17 protein-coding genes and 1 pseudogene are annotated in these 23,782 nt (G+C 52.4%); 13 read left to right on the top strand and 5 right to left on the bottom strand.

Annotation, left to right across the window (positions count from 1 at the left end; genetic code table 11):
- The first annotated feature begins 2 nt into the window (after nucleotides 1-2).
- The 6 genes and pseudogenes from purL to NB640_RS01985 all read left to right on the top strand — a co-directional run bounded on the left by purL (nucleotide 3) and on the right by NB640_RS01985 (nucleotide 11,865).
- Nucleotides 3-3,968: a phosphoribosylformylglycinamidine synthase gene (gene purL, locus NB640_RS02010; RefSeq protein ID WP_269309471.1), complete on the top strand. Its 3,966-nt coding sequence runs from the start codon at nucleotides 3-5 to the stop codon at nucleotides 3,966-3,968.
- A 95-nt stretch (nucleotides 3,969-4,063) separates the two neighbouring features.
- The gene (gene alaS / locus NB640_RS02005; protein ID WP_269309470.1) at nucleotides 4,064-6,676 is read left to right on the top strand and encodes an alanine--tRNA ligase; all 2,613 of its coding nucleotides are present in this window, start codon (nucleotides 4,064-4,066) and stop codon (nucleotides 6,674-6,676) included.
- 8 nt (nucleotides 6,677-6,684) lie between these two features.
- Nucleotides 6,685-6,921 carry a sulfurtransferase TusA family protein gene (locus NB640_RS02000; RefSeq protein ID WP_269309469.1) on the top strand — a complete coding sequence of 79 codons (237 nt, stop codon included), beginning with the start codon at nucleotides 6,685-6,687 and terminating at the stop codon, nucleotides 6,919-6,921.
- A gap of 202 nt (nucleotides 6,922-7,123) precedes the next feature.
- Nucleotides 7,124-7,873, top strand: a complete 750-nt coding sequence (locus NB640_RS01995) for an electron transfer flavoprotein subunit beta/FixA family protein (RefSeq protein ID WP_269309468.1) — start codon at nucleotides 7,124-7,126, stop codon at nucleotides 7,871-7,873.
- A 14-nt stretch (nucleotides 7,874-7,887) separates the two neighbouring features.
- Nucleotides 7,888-8,820 carry an electron transfer flavoprotein subunit alpha/FixB family protein gene (locus NB640_RS01990; RefSeq protein ID WP_269309467.1) on the top strand — a complete coding sequence of 311 codons (933 nt, stop codon included), beginning with the start codon at nucleotides 7,888-7,890 and terminating at the stop codon, nucleotides 8,818-8,820.
- Nucleotides 8,821-8,983: 163 nt separating this feature from the next.
- Nucleotides 8,984-11,865: pseudogene (locus tag NB640_RS01985) on the top strand (adenosylcobalamin-dependent ribonucleoside-diphosphate reductase).
- Between the two features lie 115 nt (nucleotides 11,866-11,980).
- Here NB640_RS01985 and NB640_RS01980 read toward each other — a convergent pair.
- From NB640_RS01980 to NB640_RS01970, 3 genes are all read right to left on the bottom strand, one after another.
- Complete coding sequence (locus NB640_RS01980; RefSeq protein ID WP_269308711.1) at nucleotides 11,981-13,450, bottom strand: IS1182 family transposase; 1,470 nt, start codon at nucleotides 13,448-13,450, stop codon at nucleotides 11,981-11,983.
- A gap of 140 nt (nucleotides 13,451-13,590) precedes the next feature.
- Complete coding sequence (locus tag NB640_RS01975; protein WP_269309466.1) at nucleotides 13,591-14,148, bottom strand: nitroreductase family protein; 558 nt, start codon at nucleotides 14,146-14,148, stop codon at nucleotides 13,591-13,593.
- 55 nt (nucleotides 14,149-14,203) lie between these two features.
- The gene (locus NB640_RS01970) at nucleotides 14,204-14,356 is read right to left on the bottom strand and encodes a hypothetical protein (RefSeq protein WP_269309465.1); all 153 of its coding nucleotides are present in this window, start codon (nucleotides 14,354-14,356) and stop codon (nucleotides 14,204-14,206) included.
- Nucleotides 14,357-14,480: 124 nt separating this feature from the next.
- Between NB640_RS01970 and NB640_RS01965 the strand changes: the two genes are divergently transcribed.
- The 3 genes from NB640_RS01965 (at nucleotide 14,481) to NB640_RS01955 (ending at nucleotide 18,298) form a co-directional block, all read left to right on the top strand.
- On the top strand, nucleotides 14,481-15,218 hold the full coding sequence (locus NB640_RS01965; protein ID WP_269309464.1) for a hypothetical protein: 738 nt from the start codon (nucleotides 14,481-14,483) through the stop codon (nucleotides 15,216-15,218).
- Between the two features lie 142 nt (nucleotides 15,219-15,360).
- Nucleotides 15,361-15,507 (top strand): hypothetical protein, encoded by a 147-nt coding sequence (locus tag NB640_RS01960; RefSeq protein WP_269309463.1) that lies wholly within the window; start codon nucleotides 15,361-15,363, stop codon nucleotides 15,505-15,507.
- A 244-nt stretch (nucleotides 15,508-15,751) separates the two neighbouring features.
- On the top strand, nucleotides 15,752-18,298 hold the full coding sequence (locus NB640_RS01955) for a DUF349 domain-containing protein (RefSeq protein WP_269309462.1): 2,547 nt from the start codon (nucleotides 15,752-15,754) through the stop codon (nucleotides 18,296-18,298).
- A 193-nt stretch (nucleotides 18,299-18,491) separates the two neighbouring features.
- Here NB640_RS01955 and hslO read toward each other — a convergent pair whose 3' ends face one another.
- Together hslO and NB640_RS01945 are read right to left on the bottom strand one after the other, a co-directional pair.
- Nucleotides 18,492-19,430 carry an Hsp33 family molecular chaperone HslO gene (hslO, locus tag NB640_RS01950; protein ID WP_269309461.1) on the bottom strand — a complete coding sequence of 313 codons (939 nt, stop codon included), beginning with the start codon at nucleotides 19,428-19,430 and terminating at the stop codon, nucleotides 18,492-18,494.
- A gap of 88 nt (nucleotides 19,431-19,518) precedes the next feature.
- Nucleotides 19,519-20,097 carry a gamma carbonic anhydrase family protein gene (locus NB640_RS01945; protein WP_269309460.1) on the bottom strand — a complete coding sequence of 193 codons (579 nt, stop codon included), beginning with the start codon at nucleotides 20,095-20,097 and terminating at the stop codon, nucleotides 19,519-19,521.
- A gap of 151 nt (nucleotides 20,098-20,248) precedes the next feature.
- Between NB640_RS01945 and NB640_RS01940 the strand changes: the two genes are divergently transcribed.
- From NB640_RS01940 to NB640_RS01925, 4 genes are all read left to right on the top strand, one after another.
- Nucleotides 20,249-21,121, top strand: coding sequence for an alpha/beta fold hydrolase (locus NB640_RS01940; protein WP_269309459.1), 873 nt, complete (start codon nucleotides 20,249-20,251; stop codon nucleotides 21,119-21,121).
- Nucleotides 21,122-21,189: 68 nt separating this feature from the next.
- The gene (locus NB640_RS01935; protein WP_269309458.1) at nucleotides 21,190-22,023 is read left to right on the top strand and encodes a PHP domain-containing protein; all 834 of its coding nucleotides are present in this window, start codon (nucleotides 21,190-21,192) and stop codon (nucleotides 22,021-22,023) included.
- Between the two features lie 157 nt (nucleotides 22,024-22,180).
- Nucleotides 22,181-23,056, top strand: coding sequence for a protease HtpX (htpX, locus tag NB640_RS01930; RefSeq protein WP_269310375.1), 876 nt, complete (start codon nucleotides 22,181-22,183; stop codon nucleotides 23,054-23,056).
- Nucleotides 23,057-23,101: 45 nt separating this feature from the next.
- Nucleotides 23,102-23,725, top strand: coding sequence for an L-threonylcarbamoyladenylate synthase (locus NB640_RS01925; RefSeq protein ID WP_269309457.1), 624 nt, complete (start codon nucleotides 23,102-23,104; stop codon nucleotides 23,723-23,725).
- The last annotated feature ends 57 nt before the right edge of the window (nucleotides 23,726-23,782 follow it).

Here is a 23,782-nt window from a genome sequence, read left to right as displayed (position 1 = left end):
TCATGCTCATCATTCCGGGTTCCAATGCCCTGTCGGCCTTTCGTGTCAAAGGCCTTCTGTCCCGTTTGCAAAAGATTGATCCTGAGACGACAGATATAACAGGATGCTTTGTTCATTTTGTGGATGCATCTTCACCGCTTTCGGATGAGGATGCAGCTCGTTTGGCGTCTCTTCTGGATTATGGTGAGCCTTTTTCCGGCAGCACGACAGCCAGTGAGTTTGTGGTGGTGCCGCGGCTGGGCACAATTTCTCCCTGGGCATCCAAGGCAACCGACATTGCCCATAATTGCGGGATGCCGCAGGTGAAACGGATTGAACGGGGTATTTCGTACTATCTCCATCGCCGGGAAAATGCGTCGCCGTTAAGCGAGGCACAGCAGCAGGGCATAATGGACCTGCTGCATGACCGCATGACCGAGACCGTCCTTTTTGACCGAAAGGATGTGCAGGCGCTTTTTTCGGAGCTGGAACCGACACCGCTGGAATATGTGGATATGCTGTCAGGCGGGAAAGATGCCCTGGAAAAAGCCAATGCCGATATGGGGCTGGCCCTTTCCGAGGATGAGGTGGATTACCTGTATGATGCCTTTACCCGGGCAAACCGCAATCCCACGGATGTCGAGCTGATGATGTTTGCCCAGGCAAACAGTGAGCACTGCCGGCACAAGATTTTCAATGCTGACTGGACGATTGATGGCAAAGCGCAGGATATTTCGCTTTTTGGCATGATCCGGCACACGCACACGCAGCATCCGGAAGGAACCATCGTTGCCTACAAGGACAATTCTTCCATTATCGAGGGCGCTCAGGTTATGCGTTTTTACCCGCGCGGGGAAGCTTCAGGCCATGAATACCAGGGAACGGAAGAGTTGACGCATATCCTGATGAAGGTGGAAACCCACAATCATCCGACAGCCATTTCTCCTTTCCCGGGTGCATCAACCGGTGCAGGCGGTGAGATCCGGGATGAAGGGGCAACGGGAAGAGGTGCCAAACCCAAGGCCGGGCTGACAGGCTTTTCAGTATCCAACCTCATGCTGCCGGATGCAAGGAAACCATGGGAAAATGCCGCTGACGTGACGCAGACTGAAAAGACCAAAGACGATGCTGCCGAATATGGCCGTCCTGACCGGATTGCTTCTCCCCTGCAGATCATGATTGACGGGCCGATCGGCGGCGCGGCATTCAACAATGAATTTGGCCGTCCGAACCTGGCCGGTTATTTCCGGACATACGAACAGAATGTCGGTGGACAGGTTTTTGGCTATCACAAACCGATCATGATTGCCGGTGGTATCGGCAATATTTCAGACAAACATACCTTCAAGCGCGATCTGCCACCGGGGAGCCTGCTGATTCAACTGGGTGGTCCGGGCATGCGCATCGGCATGGGCGGCGGTGCAGCCTCTTCGATGGCAACAGGTGCCAATACGGCAGACCTGGATTTTGATTCCGTGCAGCGCGGCAATCCCGAGATGGAACGGCGCGCACAGGAAGTCATCAATGCCTGCTGGGCAATGTGCGATGACAATCCCATCCTTTCCATCCATGATGTGGGCGCCGGCGGACTTTCCAATGCGTTCCCGGAAATCACGAACGATGCCAATCGGGGTGCGATTTTTGATCTGCGCTGTGTTCCGCTGGAAGAAAGCGGTATGTCACCCAAAGAGATATGGAGCAATGAATCCCAGGAGCGTTATGTGCTGGGGATTGCACCTGAAAGCCTTGAGCTTTTTGAACAACTCTGCGAAAGGGAGCGTTGCCGTTTCGCCGTTGTCGGGACAGCAACAGAAGAACGCCAGTTGAAGCTGGTTGATCCCCGGTATGGCAACGATCCGGTGGATATGCCTATGGATGTGCTGCTTGGCAAACCGCCGAAAATGCATCGCGATGTGACGCATGTTATCCATGACTATCCACCTGTCAGCGCTGCCGGGCTCAATCTGGGTGAAACGGCTGAAAAAATCCTGCAGTTGCCCACGGTAGGTGACAAGTCTTTCCTGATTACGATTGGCGACCGTACTGTCGGCGGCCTGACATCGCGGGACCAGATGGTGGGTCCCTGGCAGATTCCGGTTGCGGATTGTGCCGTGACGCTGATGAGTTTTACCGGCTATGCGGGTGAAGCCATGGCCATGGGAGAAAGGACGCCGATTGCCGTGATTGATGCAGCGGCATCCAGCCGGATTGCGATTGGTGAAGCCATTACGAATATTGCGTCTGCCCCCATTCGCCGGATATCGGATATCAAACTTTCAGCAAACTGGATGGCGGCCTGCGGGCAGACCGGTCAGGATGCGGCGCTTTATGATGCAGTAAAAGCCGTGGGTCTGGAGTTATGCCCGGCGTTGGGGATCAGCATCCCTGTAGGCAAGGATTCGCTGTCGATGCGAACGACCTGGCAGGATGCAGGCGCGGATAAGGAGGTCATCGCGCCGGTTTCATTGATTGCTTCGGCTTTTTCCCCGGTTTATGATGTCAGAAAGACGTTGACGCCAGAACTCAAGACCGATGCCGGTGAAACGGTACTGATGCTGATTGATCTGTCCCGCGGCAAAAACCGGCTGGGCGCTTCAGCCATGGCACAGGTAACAAAACAGATCGGCCATGAAGTGCCGGATGTGGACAGTGCGGAAGACCTGAAATCTTTCTTTGAGTCGATCCAGCAGTTGAATGGAGAAGGAAAGCTTCTGGCATACCACGACCGTTCCGATGGTGGCCTTTTTGTGACCCTTTGTGAAATGGCTTTTGCTTCACGTACCGGCTTGCACATCTCGCTTGATTCCATGCTGGATAACCTCACCGAAGCCGCTGTCACACGCGATCCTCACGAGAGGCTTTTCCGGGTCCTGTTTGCTGAAGAACTGGGTGCTGTCATCCAGGTGCGCGATGAGGATCTTGAGTCCGTTCAACAATGCCTGCAGGCGCATAATCTCGGGTATGCCTCCCATGTGATTGGCACACTGGCCGATGATGCAAACCTGACGGTTGTGCATGGCGCCGAAACGGTTTATTCGCAACCCCTTGTCAGGCTCAATCGCCTGTGGAGTGAAACCAGCTGGCGCATTGCGCGTTTGCGGGATAATCCGGCCTGTGCCGATAGGGAGTATCACCGGATCATGGATACGGCTGATCCGGGTATCTCACCGCATGTGCCCTTTGACATGGCCGAAGATATTGCTGCGCCGTACATTGCAACGGGGGCCAGACCCAGGGTAGCCATTCTGCGTGAGCAGGGGTCCAACTCACACGTGGAAACGGCCTGGGTCATGCACAAGTCCGGTTTTGCTGCGGTTGATGTGCATATGAGTGATCTCATTGCCGGGCGGGCCAATCTGTCTGATTTCAAGGGCATAATTGCCGTGGGCGGTTTTTCATACGGGGATGTGCTCGGTGCGGGTGAAGGCTGGGCAAAAACCATTCTTTTCAATGAGCGGCTCAAGGAGCAGTTCAGCGCCTTCTTTGCGAAAAATGACAGTTTTGCGCTGGGTATCTGCAATGGCTGCCAGATGATGAGCAACCTGCATTCCATTATTCCGGGCGCCAGGTACTGGCCGAAATTCACCCGCAACAAGTCCGAGCAGTTTGAGGCACGTTTCACCATGGTTGAAATTCCCGAGTCGCCGTCCATTTTCTTTGACGGCATGACCGGATTGCGTGCGCCGATTGTCGTTTCGCATGGCGAGGGATTTGCTGATTTTTCACGGCAGGGTGATATCAACCGGGTGCAGGTGGCGATGCGGTATATTGACAATTACGGGTTGCCAACCGAGAGTTATCCGTTCAATCCAAACGGCTCGCCGCACGGCATTACGTCAGTGACAACTGAAGATGGCCGTTTTACCGTGCTTATGCCACATGCCGAACGGGTTTTCCGCACGGCCCAGCATTCCTGGCATCCTGATTCATGGGGTGAAGACTCTCCCTGGATGCGCATGTTCAGAAATGCCCGCCGGTGGGTCGGCTGATTTTGTGCCAGCACAAGCAGGGACGACAGGCTTGAAGCGCTGTCTGACAGATAACGTATAATCCATTTTTTGCCGTTAACGTACTTTTCACCATCATGAAATCTTCTGAAATCCGCGAGAAATTCCTTGGCTTTTTTGCTGAAAGAGGGCACGCGATTGTGCGCTCAAGCCCGCTGGTGCCAGGTAACGATCCGACCATGCTCCTGACCAATTCAGGGATGGTGCAGTTCAAGGATGTCTTTCTTGGCATCGAGAAGCGTCCCTATACCCGCGCAACCTCCGTGCAGCGCTGTGTCAGAGCAGGCGGCAAGCACAATGACCTGGAAAATGTGGGTTATACGGCGCGTCACCATACTTTCTTTGAAATGCTGGGCAATTTCAGTTTTGGTGACTATTTCAAGCGTGATGCCATCCGTTATGCCTGGGAACTGCTGACAGACGTCTACCGGCTGCCGCCAGAAAAACTCTGGATCACGGTTTACCAGGAAGATGATGAAGCGTATGACATCTGGGTGAAGGATATCGGCCTGCCTGAAGAAAGAGTGATTCGTATCGGGGATAACAAGGGCGCCCGTTATGCCTCTGACAATTTCTGGCAAATGGCCGATACCGGTCCCTGTGGCCCCTGCAGCGAGATTTTCTATGACCATGGCCCGGAAATACCGGGCGGCCTGCCCGGTACCCCGGAAGAAGATGGCGACCGCTATATCGAAATATGGAATCTGGTTTTCATGCAGTACAACCGCGATGAAGCGGGCAATCTTTCGCCGCTTCCGATGCCCTGTGTTGATACCGGCATGGGACTGGAAAGGCTTGCTGCTGTCTTGCAGCATGTTCACAGCAATTATGACATTGATCTTTTCCAGCACCTGATCCGTGCCGCAGCACGCGAAACAGGAACGACGGATCTGGAAGACAACTCCCTGAAAGTGATTGCCGACCATATTCGTGCCAGTGCTTTCATGATCGTTGACGGGTTGATTCCCGGCAGTGACGGGCATGGCTATGTGCTTCGCCGGATTATCCGGCGCGCGCTTCGTCACGGACACAAGCTTGGCCAGTCCAGGCCGTTCTTTTACAAGCTGGTCAAGGATCTGGTCGAGGAAATGGGGGCGGCCTATCCTGAGCTGAAAGAATCGGCTTCCCAGGTGGAGCGTATTCTTTTGCATGAGGAAGAGCGCTTTGGGGAAACACTGGAAAATGGCATGAAAATCCTGGAAGCCGCCCTGCCGTCAGGGACGAAAGTGCTGGATGGCGAAACGGCTTTTACCCTGTATGACACCTATGGTTTTCCGCTGGACCTGACGGCTGATATCTGCCGCGAACGGGAGATCACGCTGGATGAGGACGGGTTTGACGTGGCCATGGAACGCCAGAAAGCGGCTGCACGTGCCGCCGGAAAATTCAAGATGGCCGCCATGCTGGACTACCATGGAGAAAATACGGAATTTGTCGGGTATACCAAGCTACAGGAAGAAGGCAAAATCATTGCGCTTTATGTAGAGGGAACACCGGTTGAAGAAATCAAGGCGGGCCAGCATGGTGTGGTGGTGCTGGATGTCACGCCGTTTTATGCAGAATCAGGCGGCCAGGTGGGTGATTGCGGCGCACTCATTGCCGAAGGGGTTCGCTTTGAAGTCGAGGATACCCAGAAGATACAGGCAGAAGTCGCAGGCCATCATGGCTGGCTTTTGACAGGCCGGCTGGCAATTGGCGACAAGGTGACGGCAAGGGTGAATCTGGACTTGAGAGCCCAGACCATGCGGAATCACTCGGCGACCCACCTGATGCACAAGGCATTGCGCCAGGTGCTCGGCAATCACGTCGCGCAGCGCGGATCACTGGTGGATGCGGAAAGAACCCGTTTTGACTTCAGTCACAATGCACCGCTGACCGGGGAAGAAATCCGCGAAATCGAGGAAATTGTGAACAAGCAGATCCTCTCCAACCAGGATGTCAGCGCCAAACAGATGCCTTATGACCAGGCGATTACGCACGGCGCGATGGCTCTTTTTGGTGAAAAGTACGGTGATGAAGTGCGTGTGCTGGATATCGGTTTTTCCTGTGAGCTTTGCGGTGGCACGCACGTGGCACGTACCGGCGATATCGGTTTTTTCAAGATTGTTTCAGAAAGCGGCATTGCCGCCGGTGTCAGGCGTGTGGAAGCCGTAACAGGCACGGTTGCACTGGATATGATCCAGGCATTGTCACGCAAGGTGAATGAGGCGGCTTTTGTCTTAAAGACACAGCCCGAAGAGCTGGTCACCCGTATTCACCAGATGCAGGAGCAGGTGAGAGGGCTTGAGCGTGAGCTGGTTTCACTGAAAGCGAAATTTGCCTCCAGTCAGGGAGATGATCTGGTCAGTCAGGCCGTCGAGGTAAAAGGCATGAAGGTGCTCGCTGCCACACTGGAAGGAGCGGATGTTGCCAGCCTTCGCAATGCCATGGACAAGCTGAAAGATTCGCTGAAAACGGCGGCAATTGTGCTGGCAACGGTAAATGACGGCAAGGTGAGCCTGATAGCCGGGGTGACCCCGGATATGACTGCCAAAATAAAAGCTGGCGACTTGGTCAATCATGTGGCAAAGCAGGTCGGCGGAAAAGGGGGCGGTCGTCCGGACATGGCGCAGGCAGGCGGCACTGATCCATCCGGCTTGCCTGCCGCGCTGAACAGTGTCACGGCCTGGGTTGATGAGCGTCTTGCCTGAGCAACAGGATGAATGAGGCGGAAATCACCCGGGAAGTGGATGCGCGGGGCGAGAAGTGCCCCGTGCCGATTCTGCGGGCGAAAAAGGCCCTGGCAACGATGGAAAGCGGGCAGGTGCTCAGGGTGCTGGCAACCGATCCGGCTGCTGTGGGCGACTTCCGCTTTTTTTCCCGGCAAACGGGAAATACCCTGCTGGATCAGACAGAGTCTGACGGGGAATACACTATTTACCTGAAAAGAAAATAAAGGAACCGCTGATTAATGTGCCTTGTGAACGAATTGCTGTGCTCTCCGCTGCTCGCAAGCTTGTCTATCCCGAGATATGCCACGCTTGCTGCGCTCGGTGCGCCTTGCGCTTCATCTCCCAAAACACATTAATCAGCGGTTCCTACATGCCATGACGCTGCCATATCTGCTGAAAGGTAAAAGAATTGGCCGGAGAGAATGAATGAAAATCATCGTGTGTATCAAACGGGTTGTGGATTTCAATGCCAGAATCCGGGTGAAACCGGATAAAAGCGGCATTGAAACCGAAAACGTCAAAATGTCGATGAATCCGTTTGACGAAATTGCTGTCGAGGAAGCGGTTCGCTTAAGGGAAGCGGGTACAGCATCCGAGGTCATTGTGGTTTCGTGCGGTGTGGAAAAAGTGCAGGATACATTGCGTACCGCAGTGGCGATGGGGGCAGACCGTGCCATCCTGATTCGCACGGATGACCAGCTCCAGCCGCTGGGTATTGCCAAACTGCTCAAGGCGCTGGCAGAAAGAGAAGCGCCGCAACTGGTCATGCTCGGCAAGCAGTCAACCGATGATGATGCGGCGCAGACAGGGCAGATGCTGGCAGCACTTTTAGACTGGCCGCAGGGCATTTTTGCTTCAGGTATTGAGGTGCAGGAGGAGGGTGTCAGCGTCATCCGGGAAATCGATGATGGAACCGAAACACTGTCCCTGGGTTTGCCGGCTGTTATCACGGCAGATCTTCGCCTGAATGCGCCCCGCTATGTCACGCTGCCCAATATGGCAAGAGCACGTAAGCAGCCGGTTGAAATGGTCACCCCCGAGGAGTTGGGGGTATCCATCGTGCCCAGGCTTGAGGTTATACAGGTGGACGAGCCTGCTGCACGCTCCGGTGTGCAGATGCTGCCTGATGTGGAAACACTGGTCGACAAACTGAAAAACGAAGCAAAAGTCATCTGACGGGGGGAAAAATTATGTCCATACTTGTCATTGCAGAACACGATAACAGCGAACTGAAAATCAGTACGGCCTGTACTGTCACCGCAGCGCTCCAGTGCGGCAGTCCGGTTGATATTCTGGTGATGGGATATCAGTGCGAGGCAGTGGCAAAATCTGCGGCACAAATCAGCGGCGTTATCCGGGTTTTGCATGCGGACGCCCCATCACTTCAGTATGGCCTGGCAGAAAATGCGGCAGAGCAGGTGCTTTCTGTTGCCTCGTCTTATACCCATATCTTCGCCCCGGCAACCACCTTCGGAAAAGGCGTGATGCCCAGAGTCGCTGCCAGGCTGGATGTGGAGCTGATATCAGAAGTCATTCGGGTGCTGTCAAACGATACATTTTCCCGTCCGGTTTATGCCGGAAACGCCATTGCGACAGTCAAGTCAGCCGATCCGGTCAAGGTGTTGACAGTGCGCCCGACAGCGTTTGCTGCAGAAACCCGGGACGGTGGCGCTATCATAGAAAATATCCCGCCTGTACCGGATACCGGCAAAGCCGTTTATGTGTCCCGTGATGTGGATAAAACCGGGCGGCCTGACCTGGCTGATGCCAGCGTTATTGTGGCAGGCGGGCAGGGTGTTGGTTCGGTTGACAATTTCCGCTTGCTGGAAGTATTGGCCGATCAGCTTGGTGCTGCTATCGGTGCTTCCCGTGCTGCTGTTGACGCGGGGTATGTCAAAAACGATCTTCAGATCGGGCAAACCGGCAAGATCGTTGCCCCGGAACTCTATTTTGCCATTGGCATTTCCGGTGCCATACAGCATGTTGCCGGTATCAAGGATGCCAAAACCATTGTTGCCATTAACCAGGATCCTGATGCGCCAATCTTTCTTGTGGCAGATTATGGCCTGGTTGGTGATCTGCATGAACTGGTACCTCAACTCACGGATTTGCTGCAATCCTGAGCTCGCCTGAAGCATTTTCATTTAGGCATTACAATAAAAAATTATCCATCCCGTGATTTGCGCCAAGAGAATTATCCGAATTTTCGTTAAATTCGGATAATTGCTGCCAATTCCGGTAAATTTCTATCATTTGTTTTTATTATTGCTTCTTTTGGGGTGATTTATGCCATTAAATGAAAGTGCAGCCGCAGCACACGCCACGCCACAGGAAATCTCTCAGGAAGTCCTGATGGAGAAATATGCCAAGGGAAAAGAAACGACAGCAGATGAAGTGATGGGGCGTGTGGCAGTTGCGCTGGCTGAGGTGGAGTCTCCGAAAAGCCGGAAAAGATATCAGGAAGAATTTTTGTGGGCGATGCAAAATGGATTCATCCCTGCCGGGCGCGTCAGCAGCGCCGCAGGGACAGGACTTGAAACCACGCTGATCAACTGTTTTGTCCAGCCGGTAGGTGACTCCATTACCAGTATGGTTGATGGCAAGCCCGGCATTTATACCGCACTTGCCCAGGCCGCAGAAACCATGCGCAGGGGGGAGGCGTTGGTTACAATTTTTCTGCGATCCGCCCGAAAGGCGCCCTGGTAAGGGGGACCGGGAGCAGTGCGTCAGGCCCGATTTCGTACATGAGGGTTTTTGACCGTTCCTGTGAAACAGTGGAATCAGCCGGAGCCCGTCGTGGTGCACAAATGGCGGTACTCAATATTGACCATCCGGATATTGAGGAATTCATCACCGTCAAGCAGGAGGAAGGGCAGCTCAGCAATTTCAATGTCTCAGTCGGGGTGACGGATGTATTCATGGAAGCGGTTGAGGCTGGTGGCGATTTTGAGCTGGCGCACATCGCAGAACCCAATGACGCGCTGAAAGCGGCAGGGGCGTATAAACGGGAAGATGGCAAATGGGTTTATCGCACCATCAAGGCGGCTGACATATGGGATCTTGTCATGCTGAGCACCTACAATGCCGCTGAGCCGGGCATCCTGTATCTTGACCGTATTAACCGGGAAAACAATCTGGCTTACTGCGAAGTCGTGGATTCAACCAATCCCTGCGGTGAGCAGCCCCTGCCGGATTTTGGCTGCTGTTGCCTGGGAAGTCTCAATCTCGCTTCCTATGTGCGGAGCCCCTTCTCAGCAGAGCCGCGTTTTGATTTTGACATGATGTCCAGGGTAACCCGCCTGGCTGTGCGTATGCTGGATAATGTGTTGACAGCGACACGCTGGCCGCTGAAAGAACAGGCCAGCGAAGCCGAAGCGAAAAGACGGATTGGCCTGGGATTTACCGGTCTGGGAGATGCGCTGATTATGCTGGGCATCCGGTATGACTCGGCCAAAGGGCGTGAGCTTGCCGCTCAGATTGCCAAAGCCATGCGCGATGCGGCGTATTCGGCCTCGGTTGAGCTTGCCAGGGAACGGGGTGCTTTCCCCATGCTGGATGTCGAAAAATACCTGGCAAGCGGATTCGTTTCCCGTTTGCCTGATGAAATCAAGGCAGACATTCGCCAGCATGGCATCCGCAATTCCCATCTGACTTCCATCGCGCCGACCGGCACCATTTCGCTTGCCTTTGCCGACAATGCCTCCAATGGGATTGAGCCGGCATTTTCCTGGTTTTACAACCGGGTAAAACGCATGCCGGATGGGTCAAAGAAGAATTATGTGGTAGAAGACCATGCTTACCGGCTGTATCGTTCGATGGGACATGATGTTTCCCGACTGCCGGAATCGTTCGTTTCCGCACTGGAAATTTCCGCTGTAGATCATATGCTCATGGTGGCGGAAGTCGCGCCCTATGTGGATGCTGCCATCTCAAAGACAGTCAATGTGGCAGAAGAATACCCGTACGAGGATTTCAAGAACCTCTATCTTGAGGCGTGGAAAAAAGGATTAAAGGGGATTACGACCTATCGTCCGAACAGCGTGCGTACGGCGATTCTTTCTGTCCCGACAGAAACGTCGCCTGAAGAAATGAAAAAGCAGGAAGAGGTATCGTCATTACATGCGGTGCTTTCGGAACAGGACCGGCGCATGATCTTAAAGGAAGTGGTGACATCGGCGCCCCTGGCCTCCCTTCGCTGGCCTTCCCGCCCGGCTTTGCCGGCAGGAGCTTCTGCCTGGATCAGTGAGCAGATCATGACGCCCCAGGGAGAATTTGCCATCGCGGTGTCAGACAAGGACGGTATTCCTTTTGAGGTATGGGTGCTTGGCGGGCAGACCCCACGCGGTCTGGATGCCATTGCCAAGATGCTGTCCACGGATATGCGTGCGAATGATCGGGCATGGCTTGAAAATCGTTTTGCCATGCTCGCAACCGCCAAGGGGGATTCGTTTGAAATGCCGGTTCCGCCAAACGGGGAACTTGCCCTGGTACCCAGTGCTACGGCTGCCTTTTCCCGCCTCCTGACATGGCGTTATAACCAGCTCGGCGCGCTGGATTATCAAAAAGATGATCCTCGTCCGGTAATGAATGCCCTGTTTGTTCCCAATGAACCCAGAACCGGTGCTGATGGTACGCTTGCCTGGGTCGCAGATGTCCAGAACCCGTCCACTGGTGATGATTTTGTCCTGATGTTAAAAGAGCTGCAAATGCCGGATGGAACAAGACGGCCATACAGCATGGGGCTGACGGGTGCCCATCCGCATGCGATTGATGCGCTGTGCAAACTGTTGTCAGTGGATATGCGGGTGATTGATCCTGCCTGGATCGGCATGAAGCTGCGCAAGCTGCTGAATTACGCGGAACCGCGGGGAGATTTCCTGGCAAGGGTGCCGGGCAGTGAAAAACAGGCCAGCTTCCCGTCGACCGTTGCCTATATTGCCCAACTGGTGATTCACCGTTATGTCATGCTGGGCATCCTGACGCCGGAAGGACATCCGGTCAAACCGCTGGGTGTGGTGGTAGATGAACCGGCACGGTCAGTGTCTGGTCGTTCACAAGCCGTATTTTCCAGCGGCAGGCATTGTAATGAATGCGGCAATACTGCAGTGATCCGCAAGGATGGCTGTGATTTCTGCATTGCCTGTGGTGCCATAGGAACCTGTGGATAAGGCTTTTCCAAAGCAGTGGGAGCCGCTACAGGCAAGCAAAAAACCTGACGTCAGTCAGGTTTCAGACTGCTGACAAACCCCATTTTTTTCGAAGTGGGGTTTTTTCATTGGCGCATTATCGGGAGATCAAAACAAAATTAAAATAGCAATCACATTTTCCATTAAGCCCCCTTGGCCGAAATATCCCAATGACAAGGCCGAATCTTCCCGGGAAATGGCGCAAAAAAGCAAGGCTTGCTGCCTCAAGCAGGCGTGCCATCTTCTTCATGTTCTGACACGCTGCCGCTAAAAGCGCCTGCCCCTTCACTTTCGATAAACCACGGTAACGCGCATAACGGTGACCGTGCAACTCTTTCGCATCCGCAAAACTGCGCTCTACCGTTTCCTGTCGCCGACGGTAAATCGCCTTGCCCTTTGCCGTCAGGCGATTGTCATGAACCTGTTCCTTGAAGCCCTGCCAAATATGCCGGGTGATCAGTTTTATCTGGTTGCGGCTCTGGGTACACTGCATAAGAAAGGCGCAGTCCGTACATTGCCCTTGTTGAGAGGCATATTCCCGGTACCCTGAACGGTTGGTCGTACGGTAAGGTAAAAGCTTTCCATTGGGACAGAGATAACAGTCTCCTTGAGGGTCATAGCTGTACTGCCGCTTGTAAAAGTAGCCCGCCTTGTGATTCGGACGACGGTAACCGATAACGCCGTATATGCCTCGCTCTATGAGTCCCTTGGCTATGTGTGGTGTGTCATAACCTGCATCCAAGCCTACGGCCTGTATCTCAAATCCAAAACGTGACTGCATCCTGTCAAGACGCTTCAGGTAAGGAACACTGTCATGGACATTTCCCGGCGTCACATGGGTGTCTGTGATCAGGGCGTACTTGCCGTCAACGGTGCGGTGGTCCAGGTAGTAAAAACCTTTGGGCTTGCCATCACGAACAAGGTAGCCAGCATCAGGGTCTGCCGGGCTGACTTTGATTTCTTTTTGTGAGGGCGGTTCGTCGTCTCTGTCTGAAAGGGGATTTTTGCCATGGGAATAACGGTCGGCTTCTATGGCGCTGTTGAGTTCTGCAAGGTAGGCAACGGGCTTTTGCTCAACAAGGTGACGTTCGTGACGGTTCTTGTTGGCCGAGGCTTTGAGGTGTGTGCTGTCACTGTAAAAAACGCGACCGCCTATTAATCCATGACGGATGCACTGCTCAACAATCTCGTCAAAAATGACTTGTTCTATGTCTGTGCCAGCAAAGCGACGACGGCGGTTCTGGGAAAGGGTGCTGGCGTCTGGAACACGGTCTGTCAGGCGTAAGCCTAAAAACCAGCGGTAGGCTACGTTAACCTGAATCTCACGCTCTATCTGGCGCTCTGATCTTATCCCGAATAGGTACCCAATGAAGAGCATCTTGAATAAAACTACGGGATCAAGGGCGGGCCTGCCATTGTCCGCACTGTAAAGATGGGCGGTGTGCTCTCTGATAAAGTCAAAATGGATGTGGCGGTCTATCAGTCTTAATAGATGGTCTTTGGGAACCAGTTCTTCAAGGGTGACCATCTCCAATTCGTGTTGCTGCGGTGTCGGTGTCTTTAGCATCAGAGCCTGCCTTTTATGCGGATATCTATAAGCAATTCCATTAAAGCAAAATCCCAGGCTTAACGCCAGGGACTTTGCAATACTTTGTCAGCAGTCTGAAACCTGACGTCAGTCAGGTTTTTTTATACAGGAAAGAGCGCTCAGCGGATATGATTGACTGTATTTCCCCGTATTGTGCGCTCTCCGGGAGGGCCGTCTTCTTTGGTGCCAATGACGAGTGCGCCATAGGGGCAATACCTTTCGGGGATGTCGAGCTTTTCCCGGTATTCAGCATCTTTGGATCCCTGAAAAAGAAAAAGCACGTAATTGACCCAGCAGGTACTGTAACCCAGGGATTCAGCCGCAATCATCATGTTCTGGATGGCAGCGGCACAATCGGATTCCACCATTGGTTCATCAGGCCCTGAGACAATAATGAGTAATGGCGCATGATGAAAAATACTGTAGTTTTCGCTTTGTGCCATCAGGCTGAGATAGCGGTCTTTGACGCCGACAGCAACAGCTTTTGATTCCCGGTTCATGTCAGCCATCAATTCCTGTGACTGAACCACGGTAAAGTGACGTTCCTGCCGGTTCATGGAGCAGGGAGCCAGCCTGCCGGCTTCAAGGATGGCTTCTGCCATATCATCCGGTACCCGCGTTTCCTGGAATTTTTTGATGGAACGGCGTTGCCGGATCAATTGCAAAGTCTCATTCATCGCTCAACTTTCTAAAATGGATGTGGCATCAAACGGTTTTTTTGACACTAATATATCACTGCCTGCCCATCCTTGCTGTTGCCAGATCCCCTGTTTTACTTTTCCAGCCGTCATCCTGCTGTGCTGACGGCGTATTGTTTTCCTGTTTTTTCCTTTTCCTGTTGTGGCTTTGCAAGGCGCAGATGTGGAAATACATAAAAAATTTCATGTTACCCCTTGAAAAAATAGCGAATTCTGCCGTAATAAGTGAATTGAACAGGTGGAACTTTGCTGTTTTGCAGGACTCTTTATCAACGATATCCATTTCATGCTGCAAAAACCGGAGTAAAAACATGCTGTCGAGTACTTATGTACAGGTTGCCATGCAACTGGAAAATGATCGCTTGCGGGAAGATCTGTCGCGTTTGAAACGCTGGGCAGAAGACTTCTGTGAGAGTGGGAAATACCAGCAGGAGGCGCTGGAAAAGCTGCTCCTGCTTGCTTATCCGTTGCACAGCCAATGCTGTCTCCGGCGACTGGAAGTTCACTTTCTGCCTGAAATGCAAAAGCAGGTACCGGAAAGCAGCAGGCTGATCGCTGATCATGAGGTACTGCACCAGTCTTCAGCCAACCTGCATGCGGCTGTCTGCCTGAGCCTGTATCAGGTCTTGAAAGAAGGAGGCAATGCCAGTGCCGTATCAAAGGCGCTGGTGGAGCAGTACTGTCAGACAATGTTTCAACTGCTTGAAATCGAAGAACGCCTGATTTTCCCGTTGGCTCAGGAGAATATTCCCCGTGAAAGCTGGTTTTCCCTGGCCAGAATATTCATGCGCGAGCAGACTGATGAAATCAGCCGCCATGTCGTTATTGATCTGGATGATGACCATCTGGAGAAATATTGCCCTTTATCAATAAATGGGCGTGACGAAAAAGCAGATTCAGGGTTAAAATATAAGCTGACAGATAACTCCGGCTTACAAGGCTTGGAATTGTCTTCTCTGCATGTTGGAAGCGGACAACTCCCGCCATCCAATTTGACGCGGATACATGGTAAACCGGTCGTTCAGCAAGCACTCCTTCAAAACAGCTGACGACTTCCTGGAAGTACTGCCGTCTGTTTTACCAGACAGGCCGGCAAGGTATTTCCGGTATATCTCAAAAAGATTAACGGGTGAGGTTGATATGAAAAGATTTATATCCAGGCATCATGCTGCCTATTTAAAACGCATTTACATGAAAACGGAATTTGACCGCCAACTGGTGATGGGTATCCATAATCGCAAGGCGGCCATGTACGATATCCTGGCAGAACGTGAGCAATTGCCAAAATCCTATGATATGCACCGTCATTGCACCAGCCAGTGCTACTGTGGTAATTAACGATGGGATGTCTTTGCAACTGACCGGTTTCCGGTTGGTTGCAGTTTTCCCCTCCTGAAAGTATTTTTCCGCAATATTTCTGTTTTCCGTTTTTCCGGAAGGCCGATATCTGGCTGTAATCCGCGGATTTTTTTATGAGAGCATAAAAAAATCGTTTTCTTGTCTTTTTGAGAAGCGCTTTTTGCCAGAGTCTTGTTATCATGAATGTCCTCGCAATGTGATTGCCGATTTGGATTTCAGGTTTATGTTTAATTTTTTATTACAACGCTTCGGGAAAAAACAGCCTGATTCCATTTCATTTTCAGAAGAAAAGAAAAATGCCCGGCAGGCAGCAGCCAATGAAGTGCGGCAGGCAGCAATCCGGCAGGCTGAGGCATTGCCTGACGATGAGAATGAGGCGGCCGCATTCATTTTGCAAAGTTCATCGGCTGATGCCCGTTTTATTGCGGCACAAAAAGTCCATTCCAAAGTCCTGCTGCAGCAGATCAGAAATGCCCTGCGAAATACTGACCGGCGTGTCACCCGCCTGGTGCAGTCCAGGCTGGACGCGCTTTCACAGCGCGAGAAGCAGCAGGAACAGATCCTGGCCTGTGTTGATTTAGCCAATCACCTGAAAAATGAAGTTCACTTGCTCCCCAATCTGGTGGCAGATCTTGATCGCCAGTGGGATACCGTTAAAAAAGCAGATGCTGATGATGCGGGGCTTGTGCGGCAATATGAGGCCATTCGTGACGCAATCAGGCAGCGCCTGACGGATCAGGCGGCATTGCAGCGCGAGGTCATGGATACGCTTTCTGCGCTCTTGCAGCTTGAAGAAGAAGAGGCAGCGCTGACCCCGCCAGAACGGGAAGCCCGGCTCACCGTACTGTTGGCATTATCTGAAAACCGGGTTCAGTCGCGTGAGTGGACTGCGTTGCCGCGGCACCTGATCAATGACGTTGACGAAGCAAAAGAGCGCCTTGCTGGCAATACACAGCAGCACAGGCAAAACCATGAAGCGCTGGCGGTACGCATAGAGATGCTGGCGGCATGGGAAAGTGCGGATCTGTCCACTTTGACGCTGAAGGATCTGCAGCAGCAATGGCGGGCGTTTCCAGTCGGAAATGATGATGAACGCCTGTCTGATCTCCAGGCAAGATTTGATGCGCTTGCTGCCCGGGTTTCCCGGGACGACAGGCAAGAGCACGAAAAAACCGGGCAAAAACTCTCTTCCACCGAAATCGAATCACTTTTTGTCTATTCCCTTTCTCTCATGAAAAAAGCCATTGAGGAAGGATCAGTTCGTGAGGCAACACAGCAAAGCGAGCGGATAACGCACCTGGATTTTTCTGTATTTGAGCCGTCTTTCGAACAAAAGGCCATGCTGGTTCAGTTGCGCTCTGAACTCAGAAATCTTGCTGATTGGGCACGATGGGGAGGACATGCTTCCCGCGAACAACTGCTTCGCATTGTAGAGGCACTTCCCGGAAAGAATTATCCATTGGAAGAGCTGGCTGCTGCGGTTGTCGATGCACGGGAAAAATGGAAAGCATTGAATGAATCTTCAGGGATGGCTTCCAAGAGCCAGTGGCAACAATTTGATGCAGCCTGTAACCATGCGTATGAGCCGGTCATGGAATATGCCCGTTCACAGGCCGTTGCACGTGAACAGAATAAAGAGAAAGCGCAGGCATTGGTAGACAGTGCCCGGGAGATCCTTTCAACGCTGAAGCTGCCGCCCGAAGAAAATGAGATGAACTGGCGCTCGCTGGTTGAATATCAGAGACAGGTACAGCGCACATGGCAGCAGATCGGGCCGATTACCCGAAAAGAGAAAAAACGGCTGAACGCCGAGCTTGACGCGGTTATGCGCCCTTTGGATGAATTGCTGAAGGAAGAGACGAAAATCCAAGTGCAAAGGCGAAAGGAACTGATAGAAGAAGTCAGAAACCTTGAGCCTCAGGACAAAAAATCAGGCCGGATGGCGCGGCAATTGCAGGAAAAATGGCAGGAAAGGGCCCGGGCGTTTCCCCTGGACAGCCGTGAGGACGAGAAGTTGTGGCAACAGTTCCGAAGTGCATCAGAAGCCATTTTTGCCCATCGCAGCAAACTGAATGAAGTGGCGGAAAAAGAGCGGCTGGACAGTTTGCGCGAAAAGGAAAAACTCTGCGAAAATCTGGAAACAAACCTCGCAGAAACGGTTGGAAAAATACAGCAGGCTCTCAGGGAGGCTGATGGGCAATGGCGCGGTGCCGGTCCTGTACCGAAGGAGCAGGAAGGTGTTATTCAAGAACGTTATAACGCCGCAGTGGAAGCCCTTCTGTCCCGGATGAGGACAATGCAGGAAGAAGAAAAAAACCGCCGGATTGCTGCGTTGATTGAGAAACTTTCTATTTGCCAGAAAGGGGAAAATGCCCTGCCGGATCAGCCTGAACTGGCCGATGAATTGAAATCCCTGTGGGAGTCACAGCCGTCAGATGAGTGGAAAAAAATGTTGCGCCCGCGTTTTGATGCAGCATTAAACGCACTGGCAGCCAGGGATGCAGCGTATGTCGAAGCATTGAAGTCCCGTCAGTCGCATCTTTCGGAGCAGTTGCTCAGGCTTGAAATTGCTGCTGCCATAGACAGCCCGCCCGAGTTTGCTGAAAAACGGCGGCAGGTACAACTGGAAGTCCTGAAGGATTCACTTTCAGGCAATCGGAATGTCTCTTCACACGATCAGCTCAATGCGCTGTGTATCTTGCCTGTACTCACCGATCCCCTATCTGCAGACAGAATTATCAGGCTGGTCAAAAAGATCAAGGGTGCATAAGTTGAGTGACATCCCTAGGGCGTGTTAACACTAAACAGCCTGCTGCAAAGCCGTTATGTCCCACATGGCGGTGTTGCCTCGAAAAATCTGAATTTGACGTAGGTTGACTACGCCTGCATCCAGATTTTCCGATGCGCCTTGCCCTTTGAAACAAAACGACTTTTCGCGAACAGCGGTCTAGTGTTAACACGCCCTAGTGCATGGCGTTTTTTGGGCCGGCTGCCGGATTGGTACTGGTATCCTCTGTAAAAACCTGGGCGACATCAACTCTGTCGAAATCGTATCCCTTGCCGCAGAAGTCACAATTCACAGTCAGTTTTCCCTGCTGTTCTTCCAGTGCCTCATTCACTTCGACTTCGCCAAGCATGCGAAACATATCGCTGACTTTCTGGCGGGAACAGCTGCATGAAAATATTGGTTGCTGAGGCTCAAAGGACAGGATGTCCTCTTCCCAGAAAAGACGATGCTGCAGGGTGTCTATATCCGTGCCGAGCATTTCATCCCGGTTTAACGTTGAAGACAGCGCAACCAGGTGATCCCATACCCGTGCTTCTTCTTCTGTTTTCTGGCTCAGTCCGTCTTCTCCTGTTTTTTCCGGCAGTTTTTGCAAAAGAAGACCGCGTGAAACCGAATCGTTGGCTGCCAGCCAGATACAGGTGCTGAGCTGCTCTGATTGCTGCATATAGTTTTCAATAACTTCTGCAAGATTTTCTCCTTCGAGCGATACAATGCCCTGATAGGGAAGCTGCCCCGGTACCTTGTCATTCATATCCAGCGTAATGACAAAGCGTCCTCGCCCACGGGCGTGCACCAATTGTCGAAGGGAGGCATCATCCGCAATAACCGCATCTTCTGCCAGCTTGGCAGTTGCCCGGACATGCAGACTGGAATCGCATTCGGCAACCAGCAGGCGAACCGGGCCATCGCCCTGTATCTGCATGATCAGTGAGCCATTGAATTTGATATTGCTGGCCAGTAAAACAGCAGCAGAAAGCATTTCTCCCAGGAGGCTGGTTACCGCAGGCGGATAGGCATGATTTTCCTGCACCTGCTCCCAGGCTTCGGTCAGGTCAACGAATTCACCGCGAACAGCGGCGTGTTCAAACAGAAATTTTTGCAGACGGTCTTTCATGATGTTATTTTCGTACCAGGAAAAGAGGCCATTTTACTCTGATACCGGATTCATGCATTGCGTGATCGTAAAACCACCCGGTTGGCTGTTATTTTTTTTCGGATTCCTGGTAGGTGAAATGTTCTCTGCGGGCTTCATCTATCGGTACCTGCATCAACCATTCCTTATACCGCTGCCGGTTCTGGATGTAATAGTTGGCTGCGCCCGGAATTCTGCGTGCGACTCTTTCATCCAGCTTTTTGGTCATTTTCACCGGTGCCCCCATCAATTGCGAGCCGGGCTCAAATGTCTTGTTTTCGGATACCAGTGCACCGGCAGCTACCAGCGTATTTTCCGGAATGACCGAGCCATTCAGCACCGTGGCACGTACGCCGATAATGACGTTGTCACTGATGGTGCAGCCGTGGAGCATGGCCATGTGGCCAATGGTGACGTTTTTCCCGATTATTAAGGGCTGGCCGGGATCGGTGTGCAGGATGGCGCCATCCTGCACGTTGGAACCTTCACCGATAACGATAAGATCATTGTCACCCCGTATGACCGCATTGAACCAGACAGAGGCGTTGGCTTCGACAACGACATTGCCGATCAGGGTCGCGTTGGGCGCGATGTAGGCTGAGGGGTGAATTTGCGGAATATGCTCTTTTAAACGGTAGATATTGGCCATAAATTTTCCTGTCAGTTTGGGGGGCATGCCCGTTGACGTTAAGTATGCAGTACGGTGTGACACGCCCCTGATTTCACCTGATTTTATCCGCTAATACCGGTGGAGTGATATATTTCATTCCTGAATTTATTTCGAATATTTACGATTGCCAATGAAACTCTCCCGGTCAGAATTTCTTTCCGTGCGCGGCATGCGTTTTCATATCCGTCACTGGGGAAGTGCTGACGCGCCTGCAATTTTCATGCTGCACGGCTGGATGGATTCATCCATTACCTTTCAGTTTCTCGTAGATGCCTTGCAGGAGGAATGGCATATTATTGCCCCCGACTGGCGAGGATTTGGTCATTCCTCTCATGCAAAGGATGGCTACTGGTTCCCGGATTATCTGGCAGACCTTGACGCATTGCTGAACCATTATTCACGCGATACGCCGGTGCGCCTTCTCGGGCACAGCCTGGGAGGGAATGTCGCCTGTCTTTATGCGAGTGTGCGTCCTGCGCGTGTAAGGCAGCTTGTCAGCCTGGAAGGGTACGGCATGATGCGGATGGAGCCGGATCAGGCGGCTGCGCGTTATGGGAAATGGCTGGATTCACTGCATGCATATGACAAGCCTCGAGGGTTCGCCAGCCTGGATGAGGTGGTTCGCCGGGTCAAGCGAAATAATCCACGGTTGACTGATGAGCGGGCGCTTTTTATCGCATCGCACTGGGCGCAGCAGAATGAGGATGGCATGTGGCGGATTCTGGCCGATCCCCATCATCGCCGTATTAATCCCGTCATGACACGCATGGATGAAGTGCTAGCCAGTTGGGGTCTGATTACCGCGCCCACACTGATGGTGGATGGGGAGTTTTCCCTTCTGGGTATGCGAATGGGTGATTACGAAAAGGGGCGAGAGGAAATCCGGAGCCGTGCCTCGGTTATTCCGGATGTGAAAGTCGTCATGATCCCGGATGCCGGGCATATGGTTCAGCAGGACCAGCCTGAGGTTGTTGCGGAACTGATCGAGGATTTCCTTGTCTGACAGGGTCAAACAGGCAATTTTTTCACTCTCGTACTACAATAGCAGTTTGAGACACCATTGCCTTTCCCATGCTCAATATTGATCTTCATTCTCACTCCAGGTGCTCTGACGGCATGCTGACGCCTTCCGAACTGGTGGCGCGCGCCGCAGCCAACGGTGCAAAAGTGCTGGCCCTGACGGACCATGATATGGTCACGGGCGTTGGGGAGGCGAAAGAGGCCAGCGAGAAGGCCGGGATTCACCTTGTGCCGGGCGTTGAAATATCCATTACCTGGGGCGGACGTTCCGTTCACATCGTGGGATTGCATGTTGATGAAAACAATCAGGAATTCGTCAGCAAGCTGGATGCCAACCGCGCAGGGCGTGTGGAAAGGGCGGTTGAAATTGGCCGGCGGCTTGAGAAGCAGGGCATTGCTGGTGCTTATGAAAGCATTGTGAAACAGGTATCCGATCCGATCATTATTTCACGTAAACACTTTTCCCGCTTCCTGGTTGACGCAAAAATCTGTGCCACGACAAACGATGCGTTTGAGCAGTACCTGAAAAAGGGAAGGCCGGCTTATGTGTTTCATGAATGGACCACATTGGAAAATGCGATTAACTGGATCAAAAGCGCTGGCGGAATTGCCATCATTGCACATCCGGGGCGCTATGAAATATCTGAACAGTCGCTCCTCGCGCTTTTTGATGATTTCAAGCAGTTGGGGGGTGTCGGGATTGAAGTGGTCACGGGCAGCCACAGCCGCGATCTTTATCCTTATTTTGCGGATCTGGCAAAGCAGTATGGTTTTCTGGCATCGGCCGGTTCTGATTTTCATGCGCCGGGAGAAACCTATCTGGATGTGGGAAGGATTCCTCCCCTTCCGGATGGCTTGACACCAGTCTGGTATGACTGGTTTTGAGCGAGCGCAGGCTGAAAAGGTCACAGCTTACAAATTATTACCATTAAAATAGCACTATGCCATGAGTTCAGGTGACATCTCTCTTGAAATGCTCTAGCCTGATCCTATATATATTTTTGTCGAATCTGTTTTTTTATCTTCTTAACCGGAACTGAAAATAATGCGAGTTATTCTTTTTCTTGTTACCAACCTTGCTGTCATGCTTGTTGCGTCCATTGTCCTGTCATTACTCGGTGCAGGGCGATACATGACGGCACAGGGTATTGATTACTATTCCCTGTTTGTTTTTGCGCTGGTCTTTGGTTTTACCGGCTCATTTATTTCCCTTTTCCTCAGCAAATTCCTGGCAAAGCGTTCGACACGCGCCCATGTCATTACCAGCCCGGCCAATGAAACCGAAAGATGGCTTGTCTCCACCGTGGAAAAACTGGCGACAACAGCCGGCATCGGTATGCCGGAAGTGGCGGTTTATGAAGGAGAGCCCAATGCCTTTGCAACCGGTGCCTTTAAAAATTCCGCACTGGTTGCTGTTTCGACAGGGCTTTTGCAAAGCATGAGCCATGAGGAAGTTGAAGCTGTCCTGGCACACGAAGTGGCACATATTGCCAATGGCGATATGGTGACCATGACCCTGCTTCAGGGCGTCGTCAATACGTTTGTGATTTTCCTTGCCCGTGTTGTCGGGTTTGTTGTGGACAAGGCAATTTCCCGTGATTCCGACAGCGAGGGCGGTGCTGGCTACTATATCACCGTTATTGTCTGTGAAATTGCATTTGGTGTGCTGGCATCCATCATTGTGGCCTGGTTTTCCCGCCGCCGTGAATACCGTGCCGACGCCGGTTCCGTCAAGCTGATGGGCCGTCGCCAGCCGATGATCCATGCGCTGCAGCGTCTTGGCGGTATTGAGTCGGGCGATCTGCCCAAGAATCTGGTTACCGCGGGTATCACCAGTTCAAACAAGTTTCTGGCGCTGTTCAGAAGCCATCCACCGATTGAGAAACGGATCGAAACGCTGCAAAACAACGTCGTCTGACCATGTTGAGATGCGGGGAGATCCCGCCAGCAAAAGGAGGCAGTTATGAGTCAATTTTTCCAGATTCACCCCGACAATCCCCAGCAGCGCCTGATCAGGCGGGCAGCCGAGATTGTTCGCAAGGGCGGCATTATTGCTGTGCCTACCGAATCATGCTACGTACTGGCCTGCCGGCTCGAGGACAAGAGTGCATCTGACAGGCTTCGCCAGATTCGTCAGGTGGATGAAAAGCACCACCTGACACTGATGTGCCGTGACTTAAGCGAGATCGGCTCATATGCCAAGGTCGACAACAGCCAGTTCCGGATGCTGAAAGCGGCCATGCCAGGCTCATTCACTTTTATTTTAGAAGCCACGAAAGAAGTGCCGCGGCGTCTGAGCCATCCCTCCCGCAAAACGATCGGCATTCGTGTACCGGATAACCGCATCATGCAGATGCTGCTGGAAGAGGTGGGGGAACCGCTTTTAGGTACGACACTGATCCTGCCGGGTGAAACCGATCCGCTGACCGATCCGGAAGTCATCAATGAAAAACTGAAAAACCTGGTTGATGTGGTTGTGGACGGCGGTGCCTGCAGCTTTATCCCGACAACAGTGATTGATATGACGGATAAGGAACCGGTTCTGGTGCGCAAGGGTGGCGGTGATGCGGCTGTATTCGGATTGTAATCACAAAATATCATGACACAGCGGGGAGCGCTTTTGCCAACCATTATCAATCAGTTG

The sequence above is a fragment of the Oxalobacter vibrioformis genome (genome assembly GCF_027118995.1).
Lineage (GTDB): Bacteria > Pseudomonadota > Gammaproteobacteria > Burkholderiales > Burkholderiaceae_D > Oxalobacter > Oxalobacter vibrioformis.
The sequence above is the reverse complement of the archived record's forward strand: the minus strand, read 5'-3'. Positions and strand labels throughout refer to the sequence as shown.

Bases quoted from the DNA above. Each gene is read 5' to 3' on its own strand.
- purL (WP_269309471.1), top strand. From the start codon at position 3: ATGCTCATCATTCCGGGTTCCAATGCCCTGTCGGCCTTTCGTGTCAAA.
- alaS (WP_269309470.1), top strand. From the start codon at position 4,064: ATGAAATCTTCTGAAATCCGCGAGAAATTCCTTGGCTTTTTTGCTGAA.
- NB640_RS02000 (WP_269309469.1), top strand. From the start codon at position 6,685: ATGAATGAGGCGGAAATCACCCGGGAAGTGGATGCGCGGGGCGAGAAG.
- NB640_RS01995 (WP_269309468.1), top strand. From the start codon at position 7,124: ATGAAAATCATCGTGTGTATCAAACGGGTTGTGGATTTCAATGCCAGA.
- NB640_RS01990 (WP_269309467.1), top strand. From the start codon at position 7,888: ATGTCCATACTTGTCATTGCAGAACACGATAACAGCGAACTGAAAATC.
- NB640_RS01980 (WP_269308711.1), bottom strand. From the start codon at position 13,450: ATGCTAAAGACACCGACACCGCAGCAACACGAATTGGAGATGGTCACC.
- NB640_RS01975 (WP_269309466.1), bottom strand. From the start codon at position 14,148: ATGAATGAGACTTTGCAATTGATCCGGCAACGCCGTTCCATCAAAAAA.
- NB640_RS01970 (WP_269309465.1), bottom strand. From the start codon at position 14,356: ATGAAATTTTTTATGTATTTCCACATCTGCGCCTTGCAAAGCCACAAC.
- NB640_RS01965 (WP_269309464.1), top strand. From the start codon at position 14,481: ATGCTGTCGAGTACTTATGTACAGGTTGCCATGCAACTGGAAAATGAT.
- NB640_RS01960 (WP_269309463.1), top strand. From the start codon at position 15,361: ATGAAAACGGAATTTGACCGCCAACTGGTGATGGGTATCCATAATCGC.
- NB640_RS01955 (WP_269309462.1), top strand. From the start codon at position 15,752: ATGTTTAATTTTTTATTACAACGCTTCGGGAAAAAACAGCCTGATTCC.
- hslO (WP_269309461.1), bottom strand. From the start codon at position 19,430: ATGAAAGACCGTCTGCAAAAATTTCTGTTTGAACACGCCGCTGTTCGC.
- NB640_RS01945 (WP_269309460.1), bottom strand. From the start codon at position 20,097: ATGGCCAATATCTACCGTTTAAAAGAGCATATTCCGCAAATTCACCCC.
- NB640_RS01940 (WP_269309459.1), top strand. From the start codon at position 20,249: ATGAAACTCTCCCGGTCAGAATTTCTTTCCGTGCGCGGCATGCGTTTT.
- NB640_RS01935 (WP_269309458.1), top strand. From the start codon at position 21,190: ATGCTCAATATTGATCTTCATTCTCACTCCAGGTGCTCTGACGGCATG.
- NB640_RS01925 (WP_269309457.1), top strand. From the start codon at position 23,102: ATGAGTCAATTTTTCCAGATTCACCCCGACAATCCCCAGCAGCGCCTG.